Here is an 18,606-nt window from a genome sequence, read left to right on the forward strand (position 1 = left end):
AATTCGTAAAATACGTTCGGAAAGGAGTTCTAACACTGCTGTATGATACGGATAACAAATATCTACTCAATAGAATGGTCATTGTGATTGAGCAATGCACGATCTGACCGGCTTCCAACGTGACCTCCTGTACGTGATCGCAGGTGCCGATCAACCATCAGGGCAGACCGTCAAGGACGAAGTCGAGAAGTACTACAGTTCGGAGATCAATCACGGCCGCCTCTATCCGAACCTCGATACACTCGTCAACAAGGAGCTGGTCGAAAAGGGACAACTCGATCGCCGAACGAACTACTACGCGATCACGGACGAAGGTCGAGAGCGGATCGACGAACGTCGCGAGTGGGAAGCACAGTACGTCGACTTCTAGGAGCGCGGTCGAGACGGGGGTCGTCGTATCGCCGATCGGCGAACGGGTCTCGAGAGTGTGAGAGAGACGGACGTATCGATGGGACCGATCGGGCTGATTTCGCGGTAACCCGGGCATAACAAAGCAATAGAGAGTTCTCTGAAACAACGATTCGAGAATGATATTCGTGTCGGCTCGAGCCAGGCTGAAGACTGACCAGCAACATCCAGTGGTCGATCGATGAGCCACGAAACGAGTACACAGACGCGGTTCGGTGTCGTCCGAGAGTATCCGGTCGATCTCGCGGTCGTCTCGATCGCCGCGTTACTCGCGTACGGGATCGCCACGTGGTTCCAGGAGGGAAGCGTCCTTAGGCTATTCGTGACGTTCCCGCTCGCACTATTCCTCCCGGGATACGCGCTCGTCTCGGTGCTGTTTCCGGCGGGTAATCGAAGCGCGCAAAAAACGACGTCGACAGCCATCGAGACGCGGCCCCGTGGAATCGACGTCGTCGAACGGCTCGGATTGTCGTTTGCGACGTCGCTCGCGATCGTTCCGATGGTCGTGATCGCGCTGCCGTTTACCGAGTGGGGTCTCACCACCGTGTCGATCGCGGCGGCTCTCGTCGTCATCACCGTCGGTCTGGCACAGCTCGGCGTCGTTCGTCGACTTCGAACCCCGAAGCCGGAGCGGTTCATCGTCTCCCCGCTCGCGTCGGTCTCGCGACTTCGGCGGGACGAAAGCGCCGTCGCAACGGTGTCGTCCGTGTTGCTCGTCCTCGCGGTCGGACTGGCAGCAGGGGCGCTCCTTCTCGGGTTCCTCGCACCGGTCTCGACGGGCGGATACAGCGAACTGGCACTGTACAGCGAAGACGAAAACGGCGAACTGGTCGCCGGCGACATCGACGGCGAGGTTGCGCCGGGCGAATCAGTTCCCGTGACCGTCTCGATCGATAACCAGGAAGGCGAGGAGACCGACTACACGGTCGTTGTCCAGGAACAGGCGATCGAAGACGGTGAAGTCGTCGAGCGAACCGAACTCGAGGAACTCGAGACGACCCTCGACGACGGCACGACCGGAACCGGTGACCTGGAGATCACGCCGACGGCGGACGAGGGAGAGACGGTTCGGATTAGCGTGCTCATGTACGAGGGTGACCCACCCGAAGAGCCGACGAACGACAATGCCGACGAGGACACCTTCTTCTGGGTAACGGTCGAGTAATCCCTGTTTTTTCCTCGTACTCGGTCCGAACCAGCCCCTCGGAGACGACTCGTTACCGACGCCGGTACAGCCACTGCGAGACGGAACGGCGACGCCCGCGCGAATCGCGCGCGGCCACGCCGAGTCAGACGCGTTCCAGTCCGTTGCAGCGGCTCGAGGCAGTCGATACCGCGTCGCGCGGCGATAGTCGCAGTGGCGTCTACTCGATCGCACAGCCGTCGCGTGACCGGTGTCCGAACGACAATAGCAGTTGGAACGATACCGATCGGGCCGAAATACGGACGGTACCATTCGGGTCGGAATACGAACGAGAGCCAGTCGAGACGCGGCCGGAGACGACCCGTAGAGCCACGGCTACAGCGGTACCAAGACGTCGAGGCCGAGCAGTTACCCGTTTTCGAGGCGGAGACCCCGCTGCAGAAGGGCAGGTCAGTTGACCCCGATCGACATCGAGTGGGATCGGTTACAGCGCCAGTGACAGCTCGAGTTCGGGGCGCCGCGAGACGTGCTGGGCGACTGAAACGGCGAGAACGAGGAGACAGAGTACCAGTGCGATCGCCGGTGCGACGGTCGCCGTCAGGGGACCGATCGAGAGCCACGATAACGCGATCGCGATCACGCCCAGCGCCGTGACCGACGCGTAGACGCGATGCCAGGGACGCTGATTCTCGAGTCGGTGATCGAGATACGGCTCGAAGACGTCGTCTCCCGGAAGGAGTTCGATGGCGTGATCGTCCGGATCCCAGTCGACGATGCCGTGCTCCTCGAGCATCGGCAGATGGGTCTGGTACAGGGAGATGTAGACGCGCCGTCGCTGCGTGCGTGTGACCTCGTCCGGATCGATACCGTTCTCCCAGGCGGCGACCTGCTCAACGAGCGGGGCGAGATCGCAGCTTCCACCCTGCCGTTTGAGATACTGGACGGCTCGGCGTCGCCGGGCGTTGCTAAAGACGTCGAACAGTTCGGCTTGCGTCAGTTCGTGTTCAGACATAAGCGTCCTCGCGTTCCCGAATTGGCTCCCGTTCCCGTGTCACGGGTGTGTTCGGATACCTCACAACATCGAATGCCAGACTATGACACTTTACTATCACTCGGCTACCCGGACGAAAGGAGTCTGTACCGATCGACATCCGTGACTGAAATATAATCCAATATTTCTTCGCGGTTACGGACCAGAAGCCATCGAACAGAGGTGTGAGCGGCTGTTTCTCGATAATTCGACGACGGCCCGGCTCGTCGGGAGTATAGTTCCCGACTACACGTCTCGCAGGCCGGGGATAACAAAGCCGTGTTACCGGCTGTATCCGGATGATTGCCCACGCGGGTATCGAGGTAGCAATGACATCTCAACGACGACACTCAAGATTTCGACGACGCGTAACGGACTCCACGCCGGGAGGTGAGCGACGGTGAGTCGGTTCGTCTGCGGGGACGACTGTACGATCGACGACGACGCGACGGTCGGCCACGGCGAGTTCGAGGAGCCGACACGAGTCGGTGACGGTGCGACGATCAGAGCCGGATCGATCGTCTACGGCGACGTGACGATCGGCGACGAGTTCACGACGGGCCACGACGTCCTGGTCAGGGAAGGGACGACGATCGGCGACGACGCCCTCGTCGGCACCAAAACGGTCATCGACGGGCAGACGACGATCGGCTCGCACGTCAGTCTGCAGACGAACGTCTACATCCCGACCGAGACCACGATCGAGGATAACGTCTTTATCGGGCCGAGCGCAGCGCTGACCAACGACGAGTACCCGATCAGGACGGACAACGGGCTCGAGGGGCCGACGATAAAGGACGGTGCATCGATCGGTGCGAACGCCACGCTGTTGCCCGGCGTCACGATCGGCGAGAACGCCTTCGTCGCGGCCGGCTCGGTCGTCACCGACGACGTCCCACCCGATACGCTCGCCGTCGGCACGCCGGCGACGCTCCAGGATCTCCCGAAACCGCTCGAGGGGGCGAATCAAATCGCATGACCGAGCCAGATACCGATCCCGAGAGAGCGATCGACGCCGAATCGACGGCCGAAACGGACGGTGGCGTCGCCGAATCCGAGTCTTCGGCGGCTGATTCGCCCACCGACGAAACGGACGACTCCGTCTCCATCGCGAACCCCGACATCAGTTCGGACGCCATCGAGCGAGTCGAGTCGGTCCTCGAGGGCGGCATGCTCGCCGACGGCCCCGAAGTGCGGGCCTTCGAAGACGAGTTCGCGGCCTACTGCGGAGCCGACCGGGGCGTCGCGACGTCGAACGGCACGACCGCCCTCCACGCCGCACTCGAGGCCCTCGACGTCGAGGACGGCGAGGGCGTCATCACGTCGCCGTTCTCGTTCATCGCGAGCGCGAACGCGATCAGACTCGCCGGCGGGACTCCCGTCTTCGCGGACATCGATCCCGAGACGTACACGCTGGACCCGGACAGTGTCGATCAGGTGCTCGAGGAACGAGACGACGTCGTCGGCATCATGCCGGTCCACCTCTACGGACTGGCAGCCGACATGGACGCGATCGGTGACCTCGCGGACGAACACGAGCTGTTCGTCGTCGAGGACGCCTGTCAGTCACACGGCGCGGAGGTCGACGGCGACCGCGTCGGCAGCCTCGGCGACGCGGCCTGCTTCTCGTTCTACCCGACGAAGAACATGACGACCGGCGAAGGTGGGATGATCACCACCGATCGCGACGACGTCGCCGACCGGGCTGCGGGCTTCGTCAATCACGGTCGAGACGTCGGTGACGGTGCAAGCTACGAACATATTGATCTGGGCCACAACTACCGAATGACGAGTATGGCTGGCGCGATCGGCCGCGCACAACTCGAGCGACTCCCCGAGTTCAATCGGAAACGCCGGGAGAACGCAGCCTACTACGACGAGCAGCTGGCAGATCTGCCGATCGAGACGCCGACGGAGCCCGAGGGCTACCGGCACGTCTACCACCAGTACACGATTCGGACGGACGATCGGGAGGCGCTCGCAGCGACGCTCGACGAACACGGCGTCGACACCGCCGTCTACTACGACACGCCGATTCACCGTCAGCCGGCCTACGAGACGGTAAGTACGGCTGCAGCGACGCTGCCGAACGCGGAACGGGCAGCCGAGACGGTCCTCTCGCTTCCCGTCCATCCGACCCTCTCGGAGCACGATCGACGAACCGTCGTCGACGCAGTACAGGACCACTTCCACCCCCAATGAGTCGAACACCCTCCTCACGACCGATTCGAGCCGGCGTTATCGGCGTCGGTTCCATGGGCGAGAACCACGCGCGCGTGTACAGTGAACTACCGAACGTCGACCTCGCTTGCGTGAGCGATCACGACGAAGCGCTCGCACAGCGAGTCGCGGCCGAATACGGCACCGAGCCCGTCGAATTCGAAACCGCGCTCGATCGCTGTGACGTCGTGACGGTCGCCGTCCCGACGCGAGCGCACTACGACGTCGTCTCGGACTGTCTGTCGGCGGGCGTCCACGTCCTCGTCGAAAAGCCCATCGCCGAGACGACCGAGCAGGGGCAAGCGCTGGCCGAACAGGCGGACGACGAAGGGCTCGTCCTCCAGGTCGGACACATCGAACGGTTCAACCCTGCCGTCCGGACCGTGACCGACCTGATCGACGACCTCGACGTCATCAGCCTCGAGGCCGAGCGCCTCGGTCCGCCGCTGGACCGAGACGGGCTCGGAAACGTCGTCTCGGATCTAATGGTCCACGACATCGACGTCGTCGGCTCCATGCTCGACGCACAGCCGGATACGGTGACCGCGATGGGCGCCGAGAACGGCCAGTACGCCACGACGACGATGAAGTACGACGACGTCGTCGCCTCGCTGACCGCGAGTCGCGTAACCCAGAAGAAGGTCCGAAAGCTCACCGTTACCGCTCGCGAGTGTCTCGTCGAAGTCGACTACCTCGAGCAATCCGTGCTGATCCACCGGAACTCCTATCCGGAGTACGTCGTGGACGACGGAACGCGCCGGTATCGCCACGAGAGCGTCATCGAACGACCGCGGGTCGACAACGGCGAACCGCTGCGACACGAACTCGAGGCGTTCGTCGACGCCGTTCGGACCGGATCCGAGCCGGTCGTCACCGCCGAAGACGGCATCGAGGCGCTGGAGGCGGTCAAGACGATCGAGTCGCTCGTCGGAGACGATATACGAAAACGGGAGGTGGAAGCCCAATGAGCCGTGATTCGTCGAGCGAGGACGCTCCTGAAGACGAGTCGCCCGTCGGACTCTACGACTCGAGCGACTCCCCGGACCGCCAGCGCGAACTGCTCACGTCGGGCGAGATTCCGGTCGCCGTCTACGGTCTCGGCAAGATGGGGCTCCCGCTGGCGGGCGTCTACGCCGAGACGACGGGCAACGTCACCGGCGTCGACATCGATCCCGACGTCGTCGAGACGATCAACGGCGGCGAGAGCCACGTCATCGGCGAACCGGGACTCGGCGACCTCGTCGCCGAGCAGGTCGAGGCCGGTCGGTTCGAGGCGACGACCGACGGTGCCGAGGCGGCTGCGAACGCCAGGATACACGTCGTCATCGTCCCGACGCTGCTAGACGAGAACGACGAACCGAACCTGACGACGGTCGAGTCGGTCGTCGACGATATCGCGGCCGGTCTCGAGCCGGGCGATCTGGTCATCGCCGAGTCGACGTTACCGCCGACGAGCTGTCGGGACGTCATCCAGCCCCATCTGGAGCAGGAGAGCGGACTCGCAGCCGACGAGTTCGGCCTGGCGTTCTGTCCGGAGCGGACGTCCTCCGGGACCGCACTTCGAGACATCCGCGGCCAGTACCCGAAGGTCGTCGGCGGAATCGACGACGAGAGCACGCGCGCCGCTGCGGTCGTCTACGACGAAATTTCGGCCAACGAGATCCACCCGGTCTCGGACGCGACGACGGCGGAGTCCGTCAAGGTGTTCGAGGGCGTCTACCGCGACGTCAACATCGGGCTGGCCAACGAACTGGGACGGCTGGCCGACGAACTCGGCATCTCGGTCCGCGAGGCGATTCAAACGGCCAACGATCTGCCGATGTGTCAGCTGCACGATCCCGGTCCGGGCGTCGGGGGCCACTGCATCCCCTACTACCCGCACTTCCTGCTCTCCCAGAACGAGGAGCCGATGGAGCTCACGCGAACCGCCCGGCGGATCAACGACGAGATGCCAGCGGTCGTCGTGGAGCGACTCGAGCGCGAGTTGTCGAAAACCGGCACCGATCTCGCGGACGCCGACGTGGTCGTCCTCGGGATCACCTACCGGCCCGGCGTCGAGGAGACGCGCGCCTCGCCCGCGATCGACGTCATCAGCGAGTTGACCGATCGCGGCGCGACCGTCGCCGGCGTCGATCCGCTCGTCGATCCCGCGGAGTACGGCGCTCGATCCGTCGAGTCGAGCGAACTCATCGACGAGTCGTTCGACGCCGCCGTGATCGTGACCCCCCACGAGGAGTTCGACGAGATTCCGTGGGCCGACCTCGAGCCGATGGTCGTCGTCGACGGCCGAGACGCGGTCGATCTCTCGGGAACGCCACACCGAGAGTACACGCTCGGTGGGACGGTGAACGGTCGATCCCCGACGAATGCGGACGAGGGCGACGCGCTGACGACGGACGAACAGTCGTTGACCGCGGACGGCGGTCGGACCGTCCGATCGATCGATGCGAAACCGATCGACGACCCCACCGACGGAGGGAACGATGTATAAGGGGAACCGAATCGGCGTCGTCGTCACGGCCTACGACGAGGAGGCGTTCGTCGGGAGCGTCATCGAGACGATACCCGACTACGTCGACCGAATCTACGCCGTCGACGACGCGTCGCCGGACGATAGCTGGGCGGTGATCCAGCAGGTCGCATCGCGGATCAACGAGACCGCCGAGTCCAGACCCGAACTCGCGGTGGCCGACGGCGGTGAAGGACGGCGCGTCGTCCCGATCCAGCACGACGAGAACCGCGGCTACGGCGCGTCGGTCAAGACGGGGTACAGACACGCCCTCGAGGACGAGATGGACGTCATCGCCGTGATGAACGGCGACGGCCAGATGGATCCCGACATCCTCCACCGGATCGTCGACCCCGTCGTCGAAGGCGAGGCCGACTACGCGAAGGGCAATCGCCTCCTCGACCCCGACGATCGCCAGGAGATGTCGACGTTCAGATTCATCGGCAACGCCATGCTCACCGGCCTCTCGAAGTTCGCCTCGGGCTACTGGGCGATCAGCGACCCGCAGAACGGCTACACCGCGATCTCGCGAGAGACGATCGAGGAACTCGACCTCGAGTCGATCACGGACGAGTACGGCTTCCTCAATCACATCCTCACCCACCTCAACGTCAACGAGAAGCGCGTCGCCGACGTGCCGATGACGGCGATCTACGGCGAGGAGGAGAGCAGCATCCGATACGTTCCGTTCATCCGGTTCGTGTCCCTGCTGTTGCTTCGCAGTTTCATCTGGCGACTGAAGACCCGGTTCATCGTCAAGGAGTTCCATCCGACCGTCATCTTCTACGGCGCCGGCTCCGCCGGGCTGGCCGGTGGCGCGGTCGGCCTCGGTGGCTCACTCGTTCGGAGCCTCCGCGGGAAGGACGGCTTCACGGCCGCGATGGCCTCGTTCGTGGCCCTCCTCGTCGGCGTCGTCGCACTCGGCATCGGCATCTGGCTCGACGCCGGCGAGGACGAGGATCTCGAGGTGACCGGATACGAGTACAGCACCGAGAAGACCAGTAGCGAACAGCTACCGGATCGGCGGTAACGCGACTGTTTTCGCCGTCTACGGCCCAGTAGTACGTCGCCTCCTCGGGTAGCTATATCGAATAGCGTACGATATCCTCCCCGTCGCACGCCGGACAGCGAGTCGTGTCGGCCGAGACGTTCGTCCCGCAGTTTCGACACTCGTGAACGACCGTCGGCGACTCCGTACCCTCGCCGGAGTCCTGCGTCGTCGCGGGCGATTCAGTACTCGGCTCGGAGCCGGCGATGAGGCCGGAAAGCAGGCGAGAGAGACTCATAGAATGCGCTAGCGGGCACTTCATTCGATTTCGGCATAAGTGTTTCGTGATGGATTATTCGGGGGCGGTCTCGCTATCGGTGCGTTCCGAGCGACGCCGGACACCCCGGCAATCGGACTCTCGTTCGGACCGGACGGTCAGTCCGCTACCGCCACCGATCTATCCGACGATCGTTCCCAGCCGTCGAACAGTCTACTGATCGAACTCGACGGACCAAAATACTGATCGGAAGTGGATCGAGGGAATATATTTCACCGTATCTGACCGTTGTTTCAGTGAGAAGGCTTATGCTGTCATACTGGGCTTCATCCAGTATATGGGACGCACGAACGCGACGAGCGATTCTGACGAGACTGAATCCGACGAGTACGGAGCCCCAGTCGATCGAGACGTCTCACCGACGCTCGCGGGAACACCGACGGCGACGGTCGCAGCGACGCGGCCGAGTCGAGCCGACGAGACCGACTCCCTCACCAACACGCTGACGATCATCGGCCACGACACCCCCTCGAGTTTCGAGATCACCGTCGACGGCGAGATCGACCTGCTCACGGAAGACAGCGACGCGAACGCGACCGTCGTCTCGGGGTCGACCGTCGAGGGCACGATCGAAACCGGAACGATCCGGTTCCGGTTTACCGGTGACCTCACCGACGTGACCTTCGTCGATCGCGAAATTACGGGACTGTCGCCCGCGGCCGCCCCGAACGTCCACGTGGACTACCCCGCCCCGGAGCAGTCACAGTCCTGAGCCGCCCGACGGAGCCACGGTCCGCAGCCGCCCCGGAGCAGTCACAGCCACTCGAGGAAACGATCCAACAGGATCATGTAGCGCGACGGCCTTCGATCCCACAACGCCACCGCTGGCGAACGGAGAGACAGTATGGACGACACGAATTCCGACGAAGAGTACGAATGGGACGTCCCCGCCGAGTGGATGACCCCGGTCGACGACGATATCCTCGAGTTGATGCGCGAGGACCACATCTTCGACCCCGATCACATCGAAGAGGAAGGCGTCTGTCGCAGTCCGGACGCCGCCTACCGCTGTCGAGAGCTCTCGAAACGCGGCCTGCTGAAAAAGCAGGGGATCGGCATGTACGATATTACGGAGCTCGGCGAGCGGTACCTCGCAGGCGAGGTCGATCCGAGCGAACTCGAGGCCGACGACGAGTAACGGCCCACTCGACGACGGCGAGATATCGGCGGACGCAGCGAGAACCGGGAATCGGCATCTCGGGACTCAGTTCTTCCAGAGGGCAGTTCTCTCGAACGTCAGCTATCGGCTCGCTCGGTGTCGACAGCGTGCGGGACGTTCGCCTCGAGAAACGCGACGACGTCGTCCGCACCGACGAACCCCTCGGCCAGTCGCCCGACTTCCGTCCCGTTCTCGAAGCACAGCAGCGTCGGCACCGAGTCGATCTCGAACCGTTCGACGAGGGTGAGATCGTCGCCGGGATTCACCAGTCCGACCGGCACGCCGGTCGCCCGGGCGACGTTTCCTAACACCGGTTCCATCGCCTGGCACTTCGAGCAGCCGCTGGTGTAACACTCCACGAGCGCGACGGCGTGATCCTCGAGGAACGCATCGAGGTCGTCGCCGTCCGCGAGTCGGGTCGGTCTGTGCGTGCCGTCCATAGCGTTCCTAGCGGCTGCAGCCTGAAATCGATCTCGTCCGTGATCGCGTCGGCAGATCGGCTGCGTTGAACGAACTACCGGCCGCACCACTCGAGTGAACTCACCTGAAACGTCACAACTATCGGGAGGTTCGGACGGATCGTCACCGACCGGTCGAAGAGCAGGCAGAGCCACCGCCGACGCAGTTTTCGGCGCGATGGCTCGCGCCGTTTCGGACGTAATCGTTCGTATATCCGATCGACCCACCCGAAGGATAGCTGGTGGCTTTATATCACGAGGCGGTAGGGAGGCGCGATGACTCGGCCCGCAACTACCCACGACGAGCGTACGCCAGTCCCTCGAAAGTCGACCCTGTTCTGCTGGGGCTGTGATCACGCGAGCCCCATCGACGGCGACTGGGTTCGTTGGACGCGGGAGCGACACGAGGAGTACGTCTGTCCCGACTGCGAGACGACGATCGCGAAGCGTCCCCTTCCCGACGAACCCGCGCGGGACCGACAGCTTCCGCGGCCGTCGATCACGTGGCACCGAGGGGTCCGAACCACGATGCACGTCTGGCGTGCGAGCGTCGACATCAGTCTCTCGAGCGTCGCGGCGATCTCCCCCTATCCGATCGGCACGAGTCGGTGACCCCCGTCGGTCGTCACCGACTGCCTACCGCGGCGCCGAGTCGACTGCATCGGCGACGCGTTCCTGGCCTCGAGCACGCGGTCTCGAGCGGTGACGCTCACAACTATCCACTTTTCTCACCGTTTTTCTGTCGTTGTCAGCCGCAGTCCCTCATACGCCCTATATTAAATTACATTCGTCCACCGTTTTCGCCCTATAGAGATATTCGCCCACAACAGTAGAGCTTTAATAGTAGAATCCATTGTTTGAGTCGAGCAAAAGATGACAAGCGGAAACCTGACGTCCGCAGAAGAGGACGTCCTGGACGAGATCGAATCGGAAAACATCGACTTCCTCCGGCTGCAGTTCACCGACATTCTGGGAACGGTGAAGAACGTCTCGGTGCCAGCGCGGCAGGCCGAGAAGGCGTTCACCGACGGAATCTACTTCGACGGCTCCTCGATCGAAGGCTTCGTTCGCATTCAGGAATCGGACATGCGTCTGGTTCCGGATCCGGAGACGTTCGCCGTCCTCCCCTGGAAACAGGACGAGGAGGGAGCCTCCGCCCGCATGATCTGTGACGTCTACAACACGTCGACGGGCGAACCGTTCGAGGGGGACCCGCGTCGCGTTCTCAAGGACGCCCTCGAGCGCGCCGACGAGATGGGCTACACGGTCAACGCCGCACCCGAACCGGAGTTCTTCATGTTCGAAGAGGACGAGGACGGTCGCGCGACGACCGACACCGCCGACCACGGCGGCTACTTCGACCTCGCACCGAAAGACCTCGCGAGCGACGTCCGCCGCGACATCATCTTCGGACTCGAGGACATGGGCTTCGAGATCGAAGCCAGTCACCACGAGGTCGCCCGCGGCCAGTACGAGATCAACTTCGAGTACGACGACGCGCTGTCGACCGCCGACAACGTCGCCACGTTCCGCACCGTCGTTCGAGCGATCGCCGCCGAACACGACCTGCACGCGACGTTCATGCCCAAACCGATCCCGAAGATCAACGGCTCGGGCATGCACACCCACCTGTCGCTGATGACCGAGGACGGCGACAACGCGTTCCACGACGACGACGACGAGTTCAACCTCAGCGACACCGCCCACTCGTTCCTCGCGGGCATCCTCGAGCACGCGCCCGCAATCACGGCCATCGCCAACCCGACGGTCAACAGCTACAAGCGCCTGGTGCCGGGCTACGAAGCGCCGGTCTACGTCGCCTGGTCCGACCGCAACCGCTCGGCGCTGGTCCGCAAACCGGCCGCTCGCGTCCCGGCCGCCTCGCGCATCGAACTGCGTTCGCCCGACCCGTCCTGTAACCCCTACCTCGCACTCGCCGTCATGATCCACGCCGGTCTCGACGGCGTCCAGCAGGACCTCGAGGCGCCCGACCCGGTTCGCGAGAACATCTACGAGTTCGACGAGGCGAAACGCGACGAGTACGGCATCGACACGCTGCCGTCGAACCTCGGCGAAGCCGTCGAGGCCCTCGAGGCGGACGAGGCCATCTACAGCGCCCTCGGCGAGCACATCGGACCGAAGTTCGTCGAAGCCAAGCGCCAGGAGTTCGAGGACTACCTCGTCGACGTCTCCGACTGGGAACTCGACCGCTACCTCGAGACGTTCTGACGACGCTCGCTGCAGTCACCCTACCAACGTCCCGCTTGTTTTACGAGACCCCGACGCGTGAGCGACAGCGACGGCAATCGCCGACCGCACCACGCACCGCCGTTCAGCGTGCGACGACGTACTCGTTCTCTCGCCGATCGACGACTCCGGCGCTCGAGAGCGCGTTCAAAACACTCAGGATCGAGAGTTTCTTCATCGCCAGCGTCGCGCCCAGATCCTCGATCGTCGCGCCCCCGGTGGCCTCGAGGTAGAGGTAGACGAGTTTCGCCTGTGCCGAATCGAGGTCGTCCGGAACCGGTTCGATCGCCGACGCGGGTCGTGTTTCTGTGAACTCATTGTCGGAAAAACCGTCCCCGTTCGTGTATATGAATCCACACGTGGCTTGTGTATATATCCCACAAGGGGATCTAGTAGGCGCTACGTCCGACAGTCGTCGGGAAGAGAACGTGGTTCGAAGCCGTAGTACACCCTGCGACGGGAACCGAACGGGACCGGTGGGGGTTTAGGGCCGTCTCGCGAATCGCTGCCCGAGAGATGACGACGCGCGATCGACCCAGCCCCCCGCCCGATCTCGATCGGGAGGTCCACGAGCTGTTGGACGAACTCGAGCATCGAGACGCAGAGACGCTTCGGGTCGTCAATCGCTATCTCGACGATCTCGCGGCGTGGAAAACGGCCGAAACCGACGGCGAGCAACGGCCGGGTACGGAAGCGACATCCGGTGACGGCACCGGCGATCGCGACGAGAGCGAGACGGGTGTCGACGACGATCTCGAGTATCCAGCAGATGTTCCGGAGCGAGCGAGCGTCACGGTCAAGGAGATCGCCGGGACGACCTACCACTACTACCAGTGGCGCGACGGAGATCGGATCGAGTCGAAGACGGTCGAACGGTGACGTCGTCGGTCGAATCCATCGGTCGCATCGACCGTCGAGTCCGCCGCTCGAGCTGTCGGATGGGGAACAGCTATATGACAGCACGAACGATTGTCAGTTATGCTCAGCGTGCTGTACGGATCGATCTCGCTCGTCTTCGTCCTCGGCGGTGTCGTCTGTGCGTACGACGCGTGCTCGTACACCGACGAGCAGCGGGCTCGAGCGCCGCGACTCGTGCGAGCGTATCTCGGCTCCGGACTGCTGCTGTCCGTCGTCGGTCTCGCCAGCCTCGCGTGGATTGTCGGCGGCGGGAGCGTCTGGGTCGCCGGCGTACTGCTGCCCGCCGTCTCCGCGCTTCCGTGTCTCGTACAGAATCGACTTCACAAGCAGTTAGCCGTCGATCGGAGTCCGCTGACCGATCGACTCGGCTCCGCCGTCGCTCGGAAACTCAACGTTCCCGACCACTAATCGTCGGGGTCGGCACCGACGCACAGTCGCGGGCGGCGGTCAGGGCACCTCTCCTCGCGCTCAGTTCAGATCCCACTCGTCGTCGTCGACGCGAACGCGCGTCAGTTCGTCGCGGTCGCCGAGGAGTCGAAACTCGAACCCGCCGTCGTCGCGTTCGTACTGCAGATCGAGCGTCGTCACGTCGGTCGTGATCTCCTCGCTGTAGGACGGCGTCTCCGACCGTGACTCGGGCGGCTCGAGGTCGTAGTCCGCGTAGGCGACGCGCGTCGATGCCTCGATCAGATCGTCCGCATCGAGGACGTCGGCGTCGATCCCGTTCGTCTCGGTTTCGCGCACCTCGAGTCGGTAGGTTTCCATCGTCATACGCCGCCTTCTCGGTTCCGAGGGATGGTGATTCGGCTTACATTCGCTGGCGGTCGGATCACGAACCTACACCGACCGATACGGTCCGAGTCGCGTCCCGTCCAGCAGATACGCCTCACCGTCGGCCAGGCCGTCGGGCAGGAACGGCGAGAGAAACGACTGGTTCGGAAGATTCACCCACGTCCCGCCGACGAGGTCGTTGAACGCCGGGGCGACGACGACTCGTGGCGGCGCTGCAGTCGCACTCTCGAGCCACGAGAGAGCCTCGTACTCGGGACGCTCGCGAAACGCCGTCGGATCGAGTCGACCGCGCAGCCACGCCCGTTCGACGCGACTGCCGCCGACCTCGTCCTCGAGTCGGACGCAGGGGTGTTCGTGGCCCAAACAGAGGACGTCACACTCGAGGACCGCCGGTGCGGGCCAGGTGTGGCCGTGACAGACGCCGACGGCACGATCGCCCAGCGCGATCCCGTTTCCGGGGACGACCGTCACGGCGTCGGTGTCGAACTCGAGTGCGGCGGTGTCACGAGGGCTCTCGGGGGTTAGCCAGCCCTCGATCCCGCCGTCGTGGTTGCCCTTGACGACCGTGACGGAAAGCGTCGACGGGAACGCCTCGAACAGCACCTCGAGTTCGCCGCGCTCGGCCCCGCCCGGGTCGCCGATCGAGTGCATGAGATCCCCGAGGACGACGAGTCGGTTGGGATCGGATTCGTCGAGCACGGCGAGCAGCCGCTCGCGTCGCTCGGGGGCCTTGCTCGGGACGTCGACGCCGCGTTCGTACCGCAAGCCGGCCTCGTAGCCCGCGTGGTAGTCGGCGACGAGCAGCGCGCGTTCGGTTCCGACGGTGGCGACCGCGGCCGGTTCGCCGGGGACCGGTTCGACGCGCGCCGCCGGTCGACGGGACTCCTCGGACATCGGTATCGGTCTCGCGTTAGATCGGCTTCAGCGTCTCGTCGTCCGGTTCGTAACACTGGCCGCCCATCAGCGCGTCCTGGATCGCGTCTTCGACCTCGTCCTCGGACGCGCCGGTGTCGTCGGCGACCGTCTCGACGAGCGTCGATCGATCGGCACCGTCGCCGTCGTCGAGTTCCGCCATCGTCTCGACGACGTAGTCCTCCAAGTCGACATCTTCGGCGGGCTCCTCGTCCGCACCATCAGCAGTGTCCGGTTCCGCCTCGGCCGTTTCGTCGGCCGCAACGGTGTCGTCCTCGAGGGCAGCCGCCTCGTCGGAATCGTCGGCCTCCGCTTCGAGGTCGGCGTCGTCGGTCGTCTCGGCGTCGGACGCCGATTCGGCCTCGAGTCCGGACGCCGGCGGTTCACCGAGGTCGTCGTCAGTGTCGGCGGCAGCATCGGCGGATTCGGTGTCAGCAGCATCGTCGGGTTCGTCCTCGGGCTCGGAAACGTCGATTCCCGCCTCGCCGGGCTCTTCGACCTCGCTTCCGGTCGTGAACTCGGCGCCGAACTCCTCCTCGAGCTGTTCGCGCTCCTCGTCGTCCATCTCGTACATGCCGGAGTCCCCGGCGTCGAAGTCGCCGAGGTCGTCCTCGGTCGCGTCGTCCGTCTCCTCGGCTTCGACGGAATCGGTATCGTCGGTCGCGTCGGCTTCGGCGGCGTCGGCAGCCTCGTCGATATCGGTCGACTCGTCGAACGACGCAGTCGAATCGCCGGTGTCAGCATCCGCCGGCGAGTCGTCGGTAGCGGCGGTCGCCGTCGGCGCTCCGGTATCCGTCTCCGCGTCCGTCGTCGAGGCGGGACTCGAGTCCGCGTCGACTCCCGAATCGGGTGCGTCAGTCGCCGAATCCGCCTCGAGTGCGCTGTCGGCCGCCTCGTCAGCCGCCGCGGACTCCGCGTCGGAGGCAGCGTCGGGTTCGGTCCCCGTCGCCGTTCCGGCTGCCGACCCGGAGTCGATCGATTCGGATCCGGTATCCGCGCCCGCATCCGTCTCGGCATCTCCCACACCCGCCGTCGCTGCGGCCGGCTCCGCCGGCTGAGCGTCGACGTCGGTGTCAGCGAGCGACTCGAGGGCCGCGGGATCGACACCCGCGTGCGTTGCGAGCGACGAAAACGCCGCCTCGGAGTCGGGACTCGAGTCGCCGGGCTGGAGCGATAGGGGCGTCACCTGATCGCGCTCGCCGGCGACGACCTCGACCGCCTCGAGGGCGCAGTCGCGCAGGGCCTCGAGATACGCCGGGGTCGTTCCGTAGTGGTCCCGCGCGAGCGGGATTCCGGCAGCGAGGCCGGACTCGACGTCGGCTTCGCGGAGCGCATCGGACAACGCCTCACCGCTCGCACCGCTCTCCGCTGCCGCGGCGTACGCGCCGACACGGTCGACGGTCTGTTCGGCCGTGCTGACGACCCAGCGGTCGCGGGTGTCGGCGTCGACCGTCGCGATGCTCTCCGGACGAATCGACGTGTAGACCTGATCCGAATCGTCGGGCTGGAAGGTCCGAGCTTTGCCCGTCACCGCGACGAACGCGGGTGGCTCGAGTTGTTCTAAGGTCGCCAGCGCGTCGGGCTGGTACTGCCCGGCGTAGACGACGAACGCGCCCGTCGGGTCGACGACGCGGGCGCGGACCATTTCGTCGTTGACCGACGTGATCTCCGTTAGCGTGCCGACGGCGAAGATGCGGTTGAGTCGTGCGCCGGTCGGCGAGATGACGTAGTTCGGCGCGCGCTCCTCGTCGCTCTCGGCGTAGGAGAACGAGGCGTCGTCGTACTCGGCCGCGAACAGTCGGTAGGCGATCTCCCGGGTGGGAATCTCCTCGCCGTTTTCGTCGGTCGCGCTCATGCGTTCACCTCCGTGAGGAAGGCACTCGCACGGGCTTCCGGATCGTCCTCGCTCTCCGCGAACGATTCGGCGTCGAGGTTCGCCCCGTACTCGTCGACCGAGAGGTGACCGCGCACGCGGTACTCGCGACCCACGATGCGCTCGCGGATCGTGTCCGCGACGACCTCCTGATCCATGGCCTCGCGGGCCTGCTCGAGGGCGTCCTCGAGCGTCCCGTCGTAGACCTGCTGGGTCAGTTCGTCGTCGAGCACGACGGTGACGGCCCCGGTGCCGTCGTCGAGGATCGCCTTCACACGAAGGTCGTCGATGCCGTCGACGTCGCCGTGCGTTCGGCACTGGCCCTTCTGGATGACGCGGTAACACTCCGGACAGCGCTGGATCAGTCCGGAGCCGTCGCGGACGGCGATGACGTTCCCGCTGACTTCGACGTCGTAGATGCCGCCCGTGTGGACGGCCTCGCCGACGTCCATGGTCGTCGCGTCGGCGCCGACGTCGATCTCACGGTCGATTGTCGTGACGGTCGAGAACTCCGAGACGTTCACTTCAGGGACGCCGCGGAACTCCTGGACGAAGGCGTTCTCGATGCGAATCGTCCCGCCGTCTTCGATCGCGGGGGCCGGGTCCCAGTTCGTGAACGGCAATCGGCCGCTCTCGTCACCGAAGACGCCGCTCAGGATCTCGGTTTCGCCGTCGCGGCCGTCGATCGTGCGGCGCTCGCATTCGACGACCGTCACTTCGACGGTGACCGCGCGGTCGCCCGTCTGCAGGTCGGCCAAGTGGGCCTCGCCGCCGATGTCGTAGGATACCTCGAGCGACTCGTCCTCGAACGACAGCGACGTGCTCTCGCCGAGGTTGAGTTCGGGTTCGCCGTCCCACTCGCGGACGCCCGCGTTGCCCGCGGTGATCGTATCGCCCGGCGAGAGTCCGAAGTCCTCCCAGGACGTGTAGTCGATCACGCCGGTCTCGTCGGCAAGTCGCCCCTCGACGATCTCGAGGTCGTCGCCCTGATAGCGGATCGATCGTTTGCCGGCCGTCAGCACGACGCCGGTGACGGTGACGTTCCCGTCCTCCGGCGTGATCTCGCCGATGTCCTTGCTCGAGGGAGCCCCGCCGCCGCCGCTCGAGCCGCCGCCGTACTTCCGGCGAAGGCTCTGTTTGGCTTCGTCGATGGGGACGCTGTACTCCACCAGGTTCTGCAGGTCCGCTTTGACCTCCTCTTTGTCGACACCGAGGTCGGAGGCGAGATCCTCGGCATGATTGTCGAGTTCCATCACCGGATATTCGCATGGGGGAGTAAAAAGCGTTCCCGCACCGGACCGGAAGTAAACGGAACGGGACAGTAGAAGCCGGTCACCGATCGACCGGCAGTAGGTTCATCTCGGTTGCAGTGAACGTGGTCGTATGGAACGCGTCGGCGCAGCGGTTGGTGGATTGGCGTTCGTCGTCGCAATCTTCGGCGGGATCGTGATGATCCGAATCCTGACTCGAGCGCTGTACGTTGCGATCTGGTTCGCCGAAACCGTCGCGACATTCGCGTTCGCCCTGCTGATCGGATATCTCGTCTATCGGATCCTGCTGGGCACGAGCGACGACCCGCGGCGAATTCGTTGAGCGCGTGAGAACTGCCAC

Annotated in this window: 22 protein-coding genes; 14 read left to right on the top strand and 8 right to left on the bottom strand. The window is 64.6% G+C overall.

Annotated features, from left to right (window positions below; genetic code table 11):
• Window positions 1-94 precede the first annotated feature (94 nt).
• Together ACSFC7_RS06360 and ACSFC7_RS06365 are read left to right on the top strand one after the other, a co-directional pair.
• Window positions 95-370, top strand: a complete 276-nt coding sequence (locus tag ACSFC7_RS06360; protein ID WP_436346890.1) for a PadR family transcriptional regulator — start codon at window positions 95-97, stop codon at window positions 368-370.
• Between the two features lie 219 nt (window positions 371-589).
• Window positions 590-1,573 carry a DUF1616 domain-containing protein gene (locus ACSFC7_RS06365; protein WP_436346891.1) on the top strand — a complete coding sequence of 328 codons (984 nt, stop codon included), beginning with the start codon at window positions 590-592 and terminating at the stop codon, window positions 1,571-1,573.
• A gap of 463 nt (window positions 1,574-2,036) precedes the next feature.
• Here ACSFC7_RS06365 and ACSFC7_RS06370 read toward each other — a convergent pair whose 3' ends face one another.
• Entirely contained in the window at window positions 2,037-2,564 is a 528-nt protein-coding gene (locus tag ACSFC7_RS06370) for a DUF7344 domain-containing protein (protein ID WP_436346892.1), read from the bottom strand.
• A 418-nt stretch (window positions 2,565-2,982) separates the two neighbouring features.
• On the opposite strand from ACSFC7_RS06370, the gene ACSFC7_RS06375 reads away from it, so the two are divergent.
• Genes ACSFC7_RS06375 through ACSFC7_RS06395 form a run of 5 tightly spaced genes read left to right on the top strand, consistent with a single transcriptional unit; the run spans window position 2,983 to window position 8,341 of the window.
• Window positions 2,983-3,561 carry a DapH/DapD/GlmU-related protein gene (locus tag ACSFC7_RS06375; protein WP_436346893.1) on the top strand — a complete coding sequence of 193 codons (579 nt, stop codon included), beginning with the start codon at window positions 2,983-2,985 and terminating at the stop codon, window positions 3,559-3,561.
• Window positions 3,558-4,784 carry a DegT/DnrJ/EryC1/StrS family aminotransferase gene (locus ACSFC7_RS06380; protein ID WP_436346894.1) on the top strand — a complete coding sequence of 409 codons (1,227 nt, stop codon included), beginning with the start codon at window positions 3,558-3,560 and terminating at the stop codon, window positions 4,782-4,784. Before ACSFC7_RS06375 ends, ACSFC7_RS06380 begins: the two co-directional genes overlap by 4 nt.
• Complete coding sequence (locus ACSFC7_RS06385; RefSeq protein WP_436346895.1) at window positions 4,781-5,770, top strand: Gfo/Idh/MocA family oxidoreductase; 990 nt, start codon at window positions 4,781-4,783, stop codon at window positions 5,768-5,770. Before ACSFC7_RS06380 ends, ACSFC7_RS06385 begins: the two co-directional genes overlap by 4 nt.
• A complete protein-coding gene (locus ACSFC7_RS06390; RefSeq protein WP_436346896.1) occupies window positions 5,767-7,293 on the top strand; it encodes a nucleotide sugar dehydrogenase in 1,527 nt (508 codons plus the stop codon). Before ACSFC7_RS06385 ends, ACSFC7_RS06390 begins: the two co-directional genes overlap by 4 nt.
• The gene (locus ACSFC7_RS06395; protein WP_436346897.1) at window positions 7,286-8,341 is read left to right on the top strand and encodes a glycosyltransferase family 2 protein; all 1,056 of its coding nucleotides are present in this window, start codon (window positions 7,286-7,288) and stop codon (window positions 8,339-8,341) included. Before ACSFC7_RS06390 ends, ACSFC7_RS06395 begins: the two co-directional genes overlap by 8 nt.
• A 52-nt stretch (window positions 8,342-8,393) precedes the next feature.
• On the opposite strand, the gene ACSFC7_RS06400 is transcribed toward ACSFC7_RS06395, so the two are convergent.
• Entirely contained in the window at window positions 8,394-8,597 is a 204-nt protein-coding gene (locus tag ACSFC7_RS06400; protein WP_436346898.1) for a hypothetical protein, read from the bottom strand.
• A 316-nt stretch (window positions 8,598-8,913) separates the two neighbouring features.
• Between ACSFC7_RS06400 and ACSFC7_RS06405 the strand changes: the two genes are divergently transcribed.
• Both ACSFC7_RS06405 and ACSFC7_RS06410 read left to right on the top strand, forming a co-directional pair.
• A complete protein-coding gene (locus ACSFC7_RS06405) occupies window positions 8,914-9,348 on the top strand; it encodes a hypothetical protein (RefSeq protein WP_436346899.1) in 435 nt (144 codons plus the stop codon).
• A gap of 132 nt (window positions 9,349-9,480) precedes the next feature.
• On the top strand, window positions 9,481-9,774 hold the full coding sequence (locus ACSFC7_RS06410; protein WP_436346900.1) for a hypothetical protein: 294 nt from the start codon (window positions 9,481-9,483) through the stop codon (window positions 9,772-9,774).
• A 98-nt stretch (window positions 9,775-9,872) separates the two neighbouring features.
• Here ACSFC7_RS06410 and ACSFC7_RS06415 read toward each other — a convergent pair whose 3' ends face one another.
• Window positions 9,873-10,235, bottom strand: a complete 363-nt coding sequence (locus ACSFC7_RS06415) for a thioredoxin family protein (protein ID WP_436346901.1) — start codon at window positions 10,233-10,235, stop codon at window positions 9,873-9,875.
• Between the two features lie 294 nt (window positions 10,236-10,529).
• Here ACSFC7_RS06415 and ACSFC7_RS06420 point away from each other — a divergent pair, with 294 nt between their 5' ends.
• Together ACSFC7_RS06420 and glnA are read left to right on the top strand one after the other, a co-directional pair.
• Window positions 10,530-10,865, top strand: a complete 336-nt coding sequence (locus tag ACSFC7_RS06420) for a hypothetical protein (RefSeq protein WP_436346902.1) — start codon at window positions 10,530-10,532, stop codon at window positions 10,863-10,865.
• A gap of 261 nt (window positions 10,866-11,126) precedes the next feature.
• Window positions 11,127-12,482, top strand: coding sequence for a type I glutamate--ammonia ligase (glnA, locus tag ACSFC7_RS06425; RefSeq protein ID WP_436346903.1), 1,356 nt, complete (start codon window positions 11,127-11,129; stop codon window positions 12,480-12,482).
• A gap of 103 nt (window positions 12,483-12,585) precedes the next feature.
• On the opposite strand, the gene ACSFC7_RS06430 is transcribed toward glnA, so the two are convergent.
• A complete protein-coding gene (locus ACSFC7_RS06430; protein WP_436347918.1) occupies window positions 12,586-12,786 on the bottom strand; it encodes a MarR family transcriptional regulator in 201 nt (66 codons plus the stop codon).
• 230 nt (window positions 12,787-13,016) lie between these two features.
• Here ACSFC7_RS06430 and ACSFC7_RS06435 point away from each other — a divergent pair, with 230 nt between their 5' ends.
• Window positions 13,017-13,379: a hypothetical protein gene (locus ACSFC7_RS06435; RefSeq protein WP_436346904.1), complete on the top strand. Its 363-nt coding sequence runs from the start codon at window positions 13,017-13,019 to the stop codon at window positions 13,377-13,379.
• Between the two features lie 99 nt (window positions 13,380-13,478).
• Window positions 13,479-13,826, top strand: a complete 348-nt coding sequence (locus ACSFC7_RS06440) for a hypothetical protein (protein WP_436346905.1) — start codon at window positions 13,479-13,481, stop codon at window positions 13,824-13,826.
• Window positions 13,827-13,886: 60 nt separating this feature from the next.
• On the opposite strand, the gene ACSFC7_RS06445 is transcribed toward ACSFC7_RS06440, so the two are convergent.
• The 4 genes from ACSFC7_RS06445 to ACSFC7_RS06460 form a co-directional block, all read right to left on the bottom strand.
• Entirely contained in the window at window positions 13,887-14,189 is a 303-nt protein-coding gene (locus ACSFC7_RS06445; RefSeq protein ID WP_436346906.1) for a hypothetical protein, read from the bottom strand.
• Between the two features lie 66 nt (window positions 14,190-14,255).
• Window positions 14,256-15,104 carry a metallophosphoesterase gene (locus ACSFC7_RS06450; RefSeq protein WP_436346907.1) on the bottom strand — a complete coding sequence of 283 codons (849 nt, stop codon included), beginning with the start codon at window positions 15,102-15,104 and terminating at the stop codon, window positions 14,256-14,258.
• Window positions 15,105-15,120: 16 nt separating this feature from the next.
• Window positions 15,121-16,977: a hypothetical protein gene (locus tag ACSFC7_RS06455; protein ID WP_436346908.1), complete on the bottom strand. Its 1,857-nt coding sequence runs from the start codon at window positions 16,975-16,977 to the stop codon at window positions 15,121-15,123.
• Window positions 16,974-18,248 (bottom strand): Single-stranded DNA binding protein, encoded by a 1,275-nt coding sequence (locus ACSFC7_RS06460; protein WP_436346909.1) that lies wholly within the window; start codon window positions 18,246-18,248, stop codon window positions 16,974-16,976. The genes ACSFC7_RS06455 and ACSFC7_RS06460 overlap by 4 nt, the downstream gene beginning before the upstream one ends.
• A gap of 130 nt (window positions 18,249-18,378) precedes the next feature.
• Here ACSFC7_RS06460 and ACSFC7_RS06465 point away from each other — a divergent pair, with 130 nt between their 5' ends.
• Window positions 18,379-18,588, top strand: coding sequence for a hypothetical protein (locus tag ACSFC7_RS06465; protein WP_436346910.1), 210 nt, complete (start codon window positions 18,379-18,381; stop codon window positions 18,586-18,588).
• The last annotated feature ends 18 nt before the right edge of the window (window positions 18,589-18,606 follow it).

The organism is Natronorubrum halobium (genome assembly GCF_051351675.1).
In the GTDB taxonomy this organism is placed as follows: Archaea; Halobacteriota; Halobacteria; order Halobacteriales; family Natrialbaceae; genus Natronorubrum.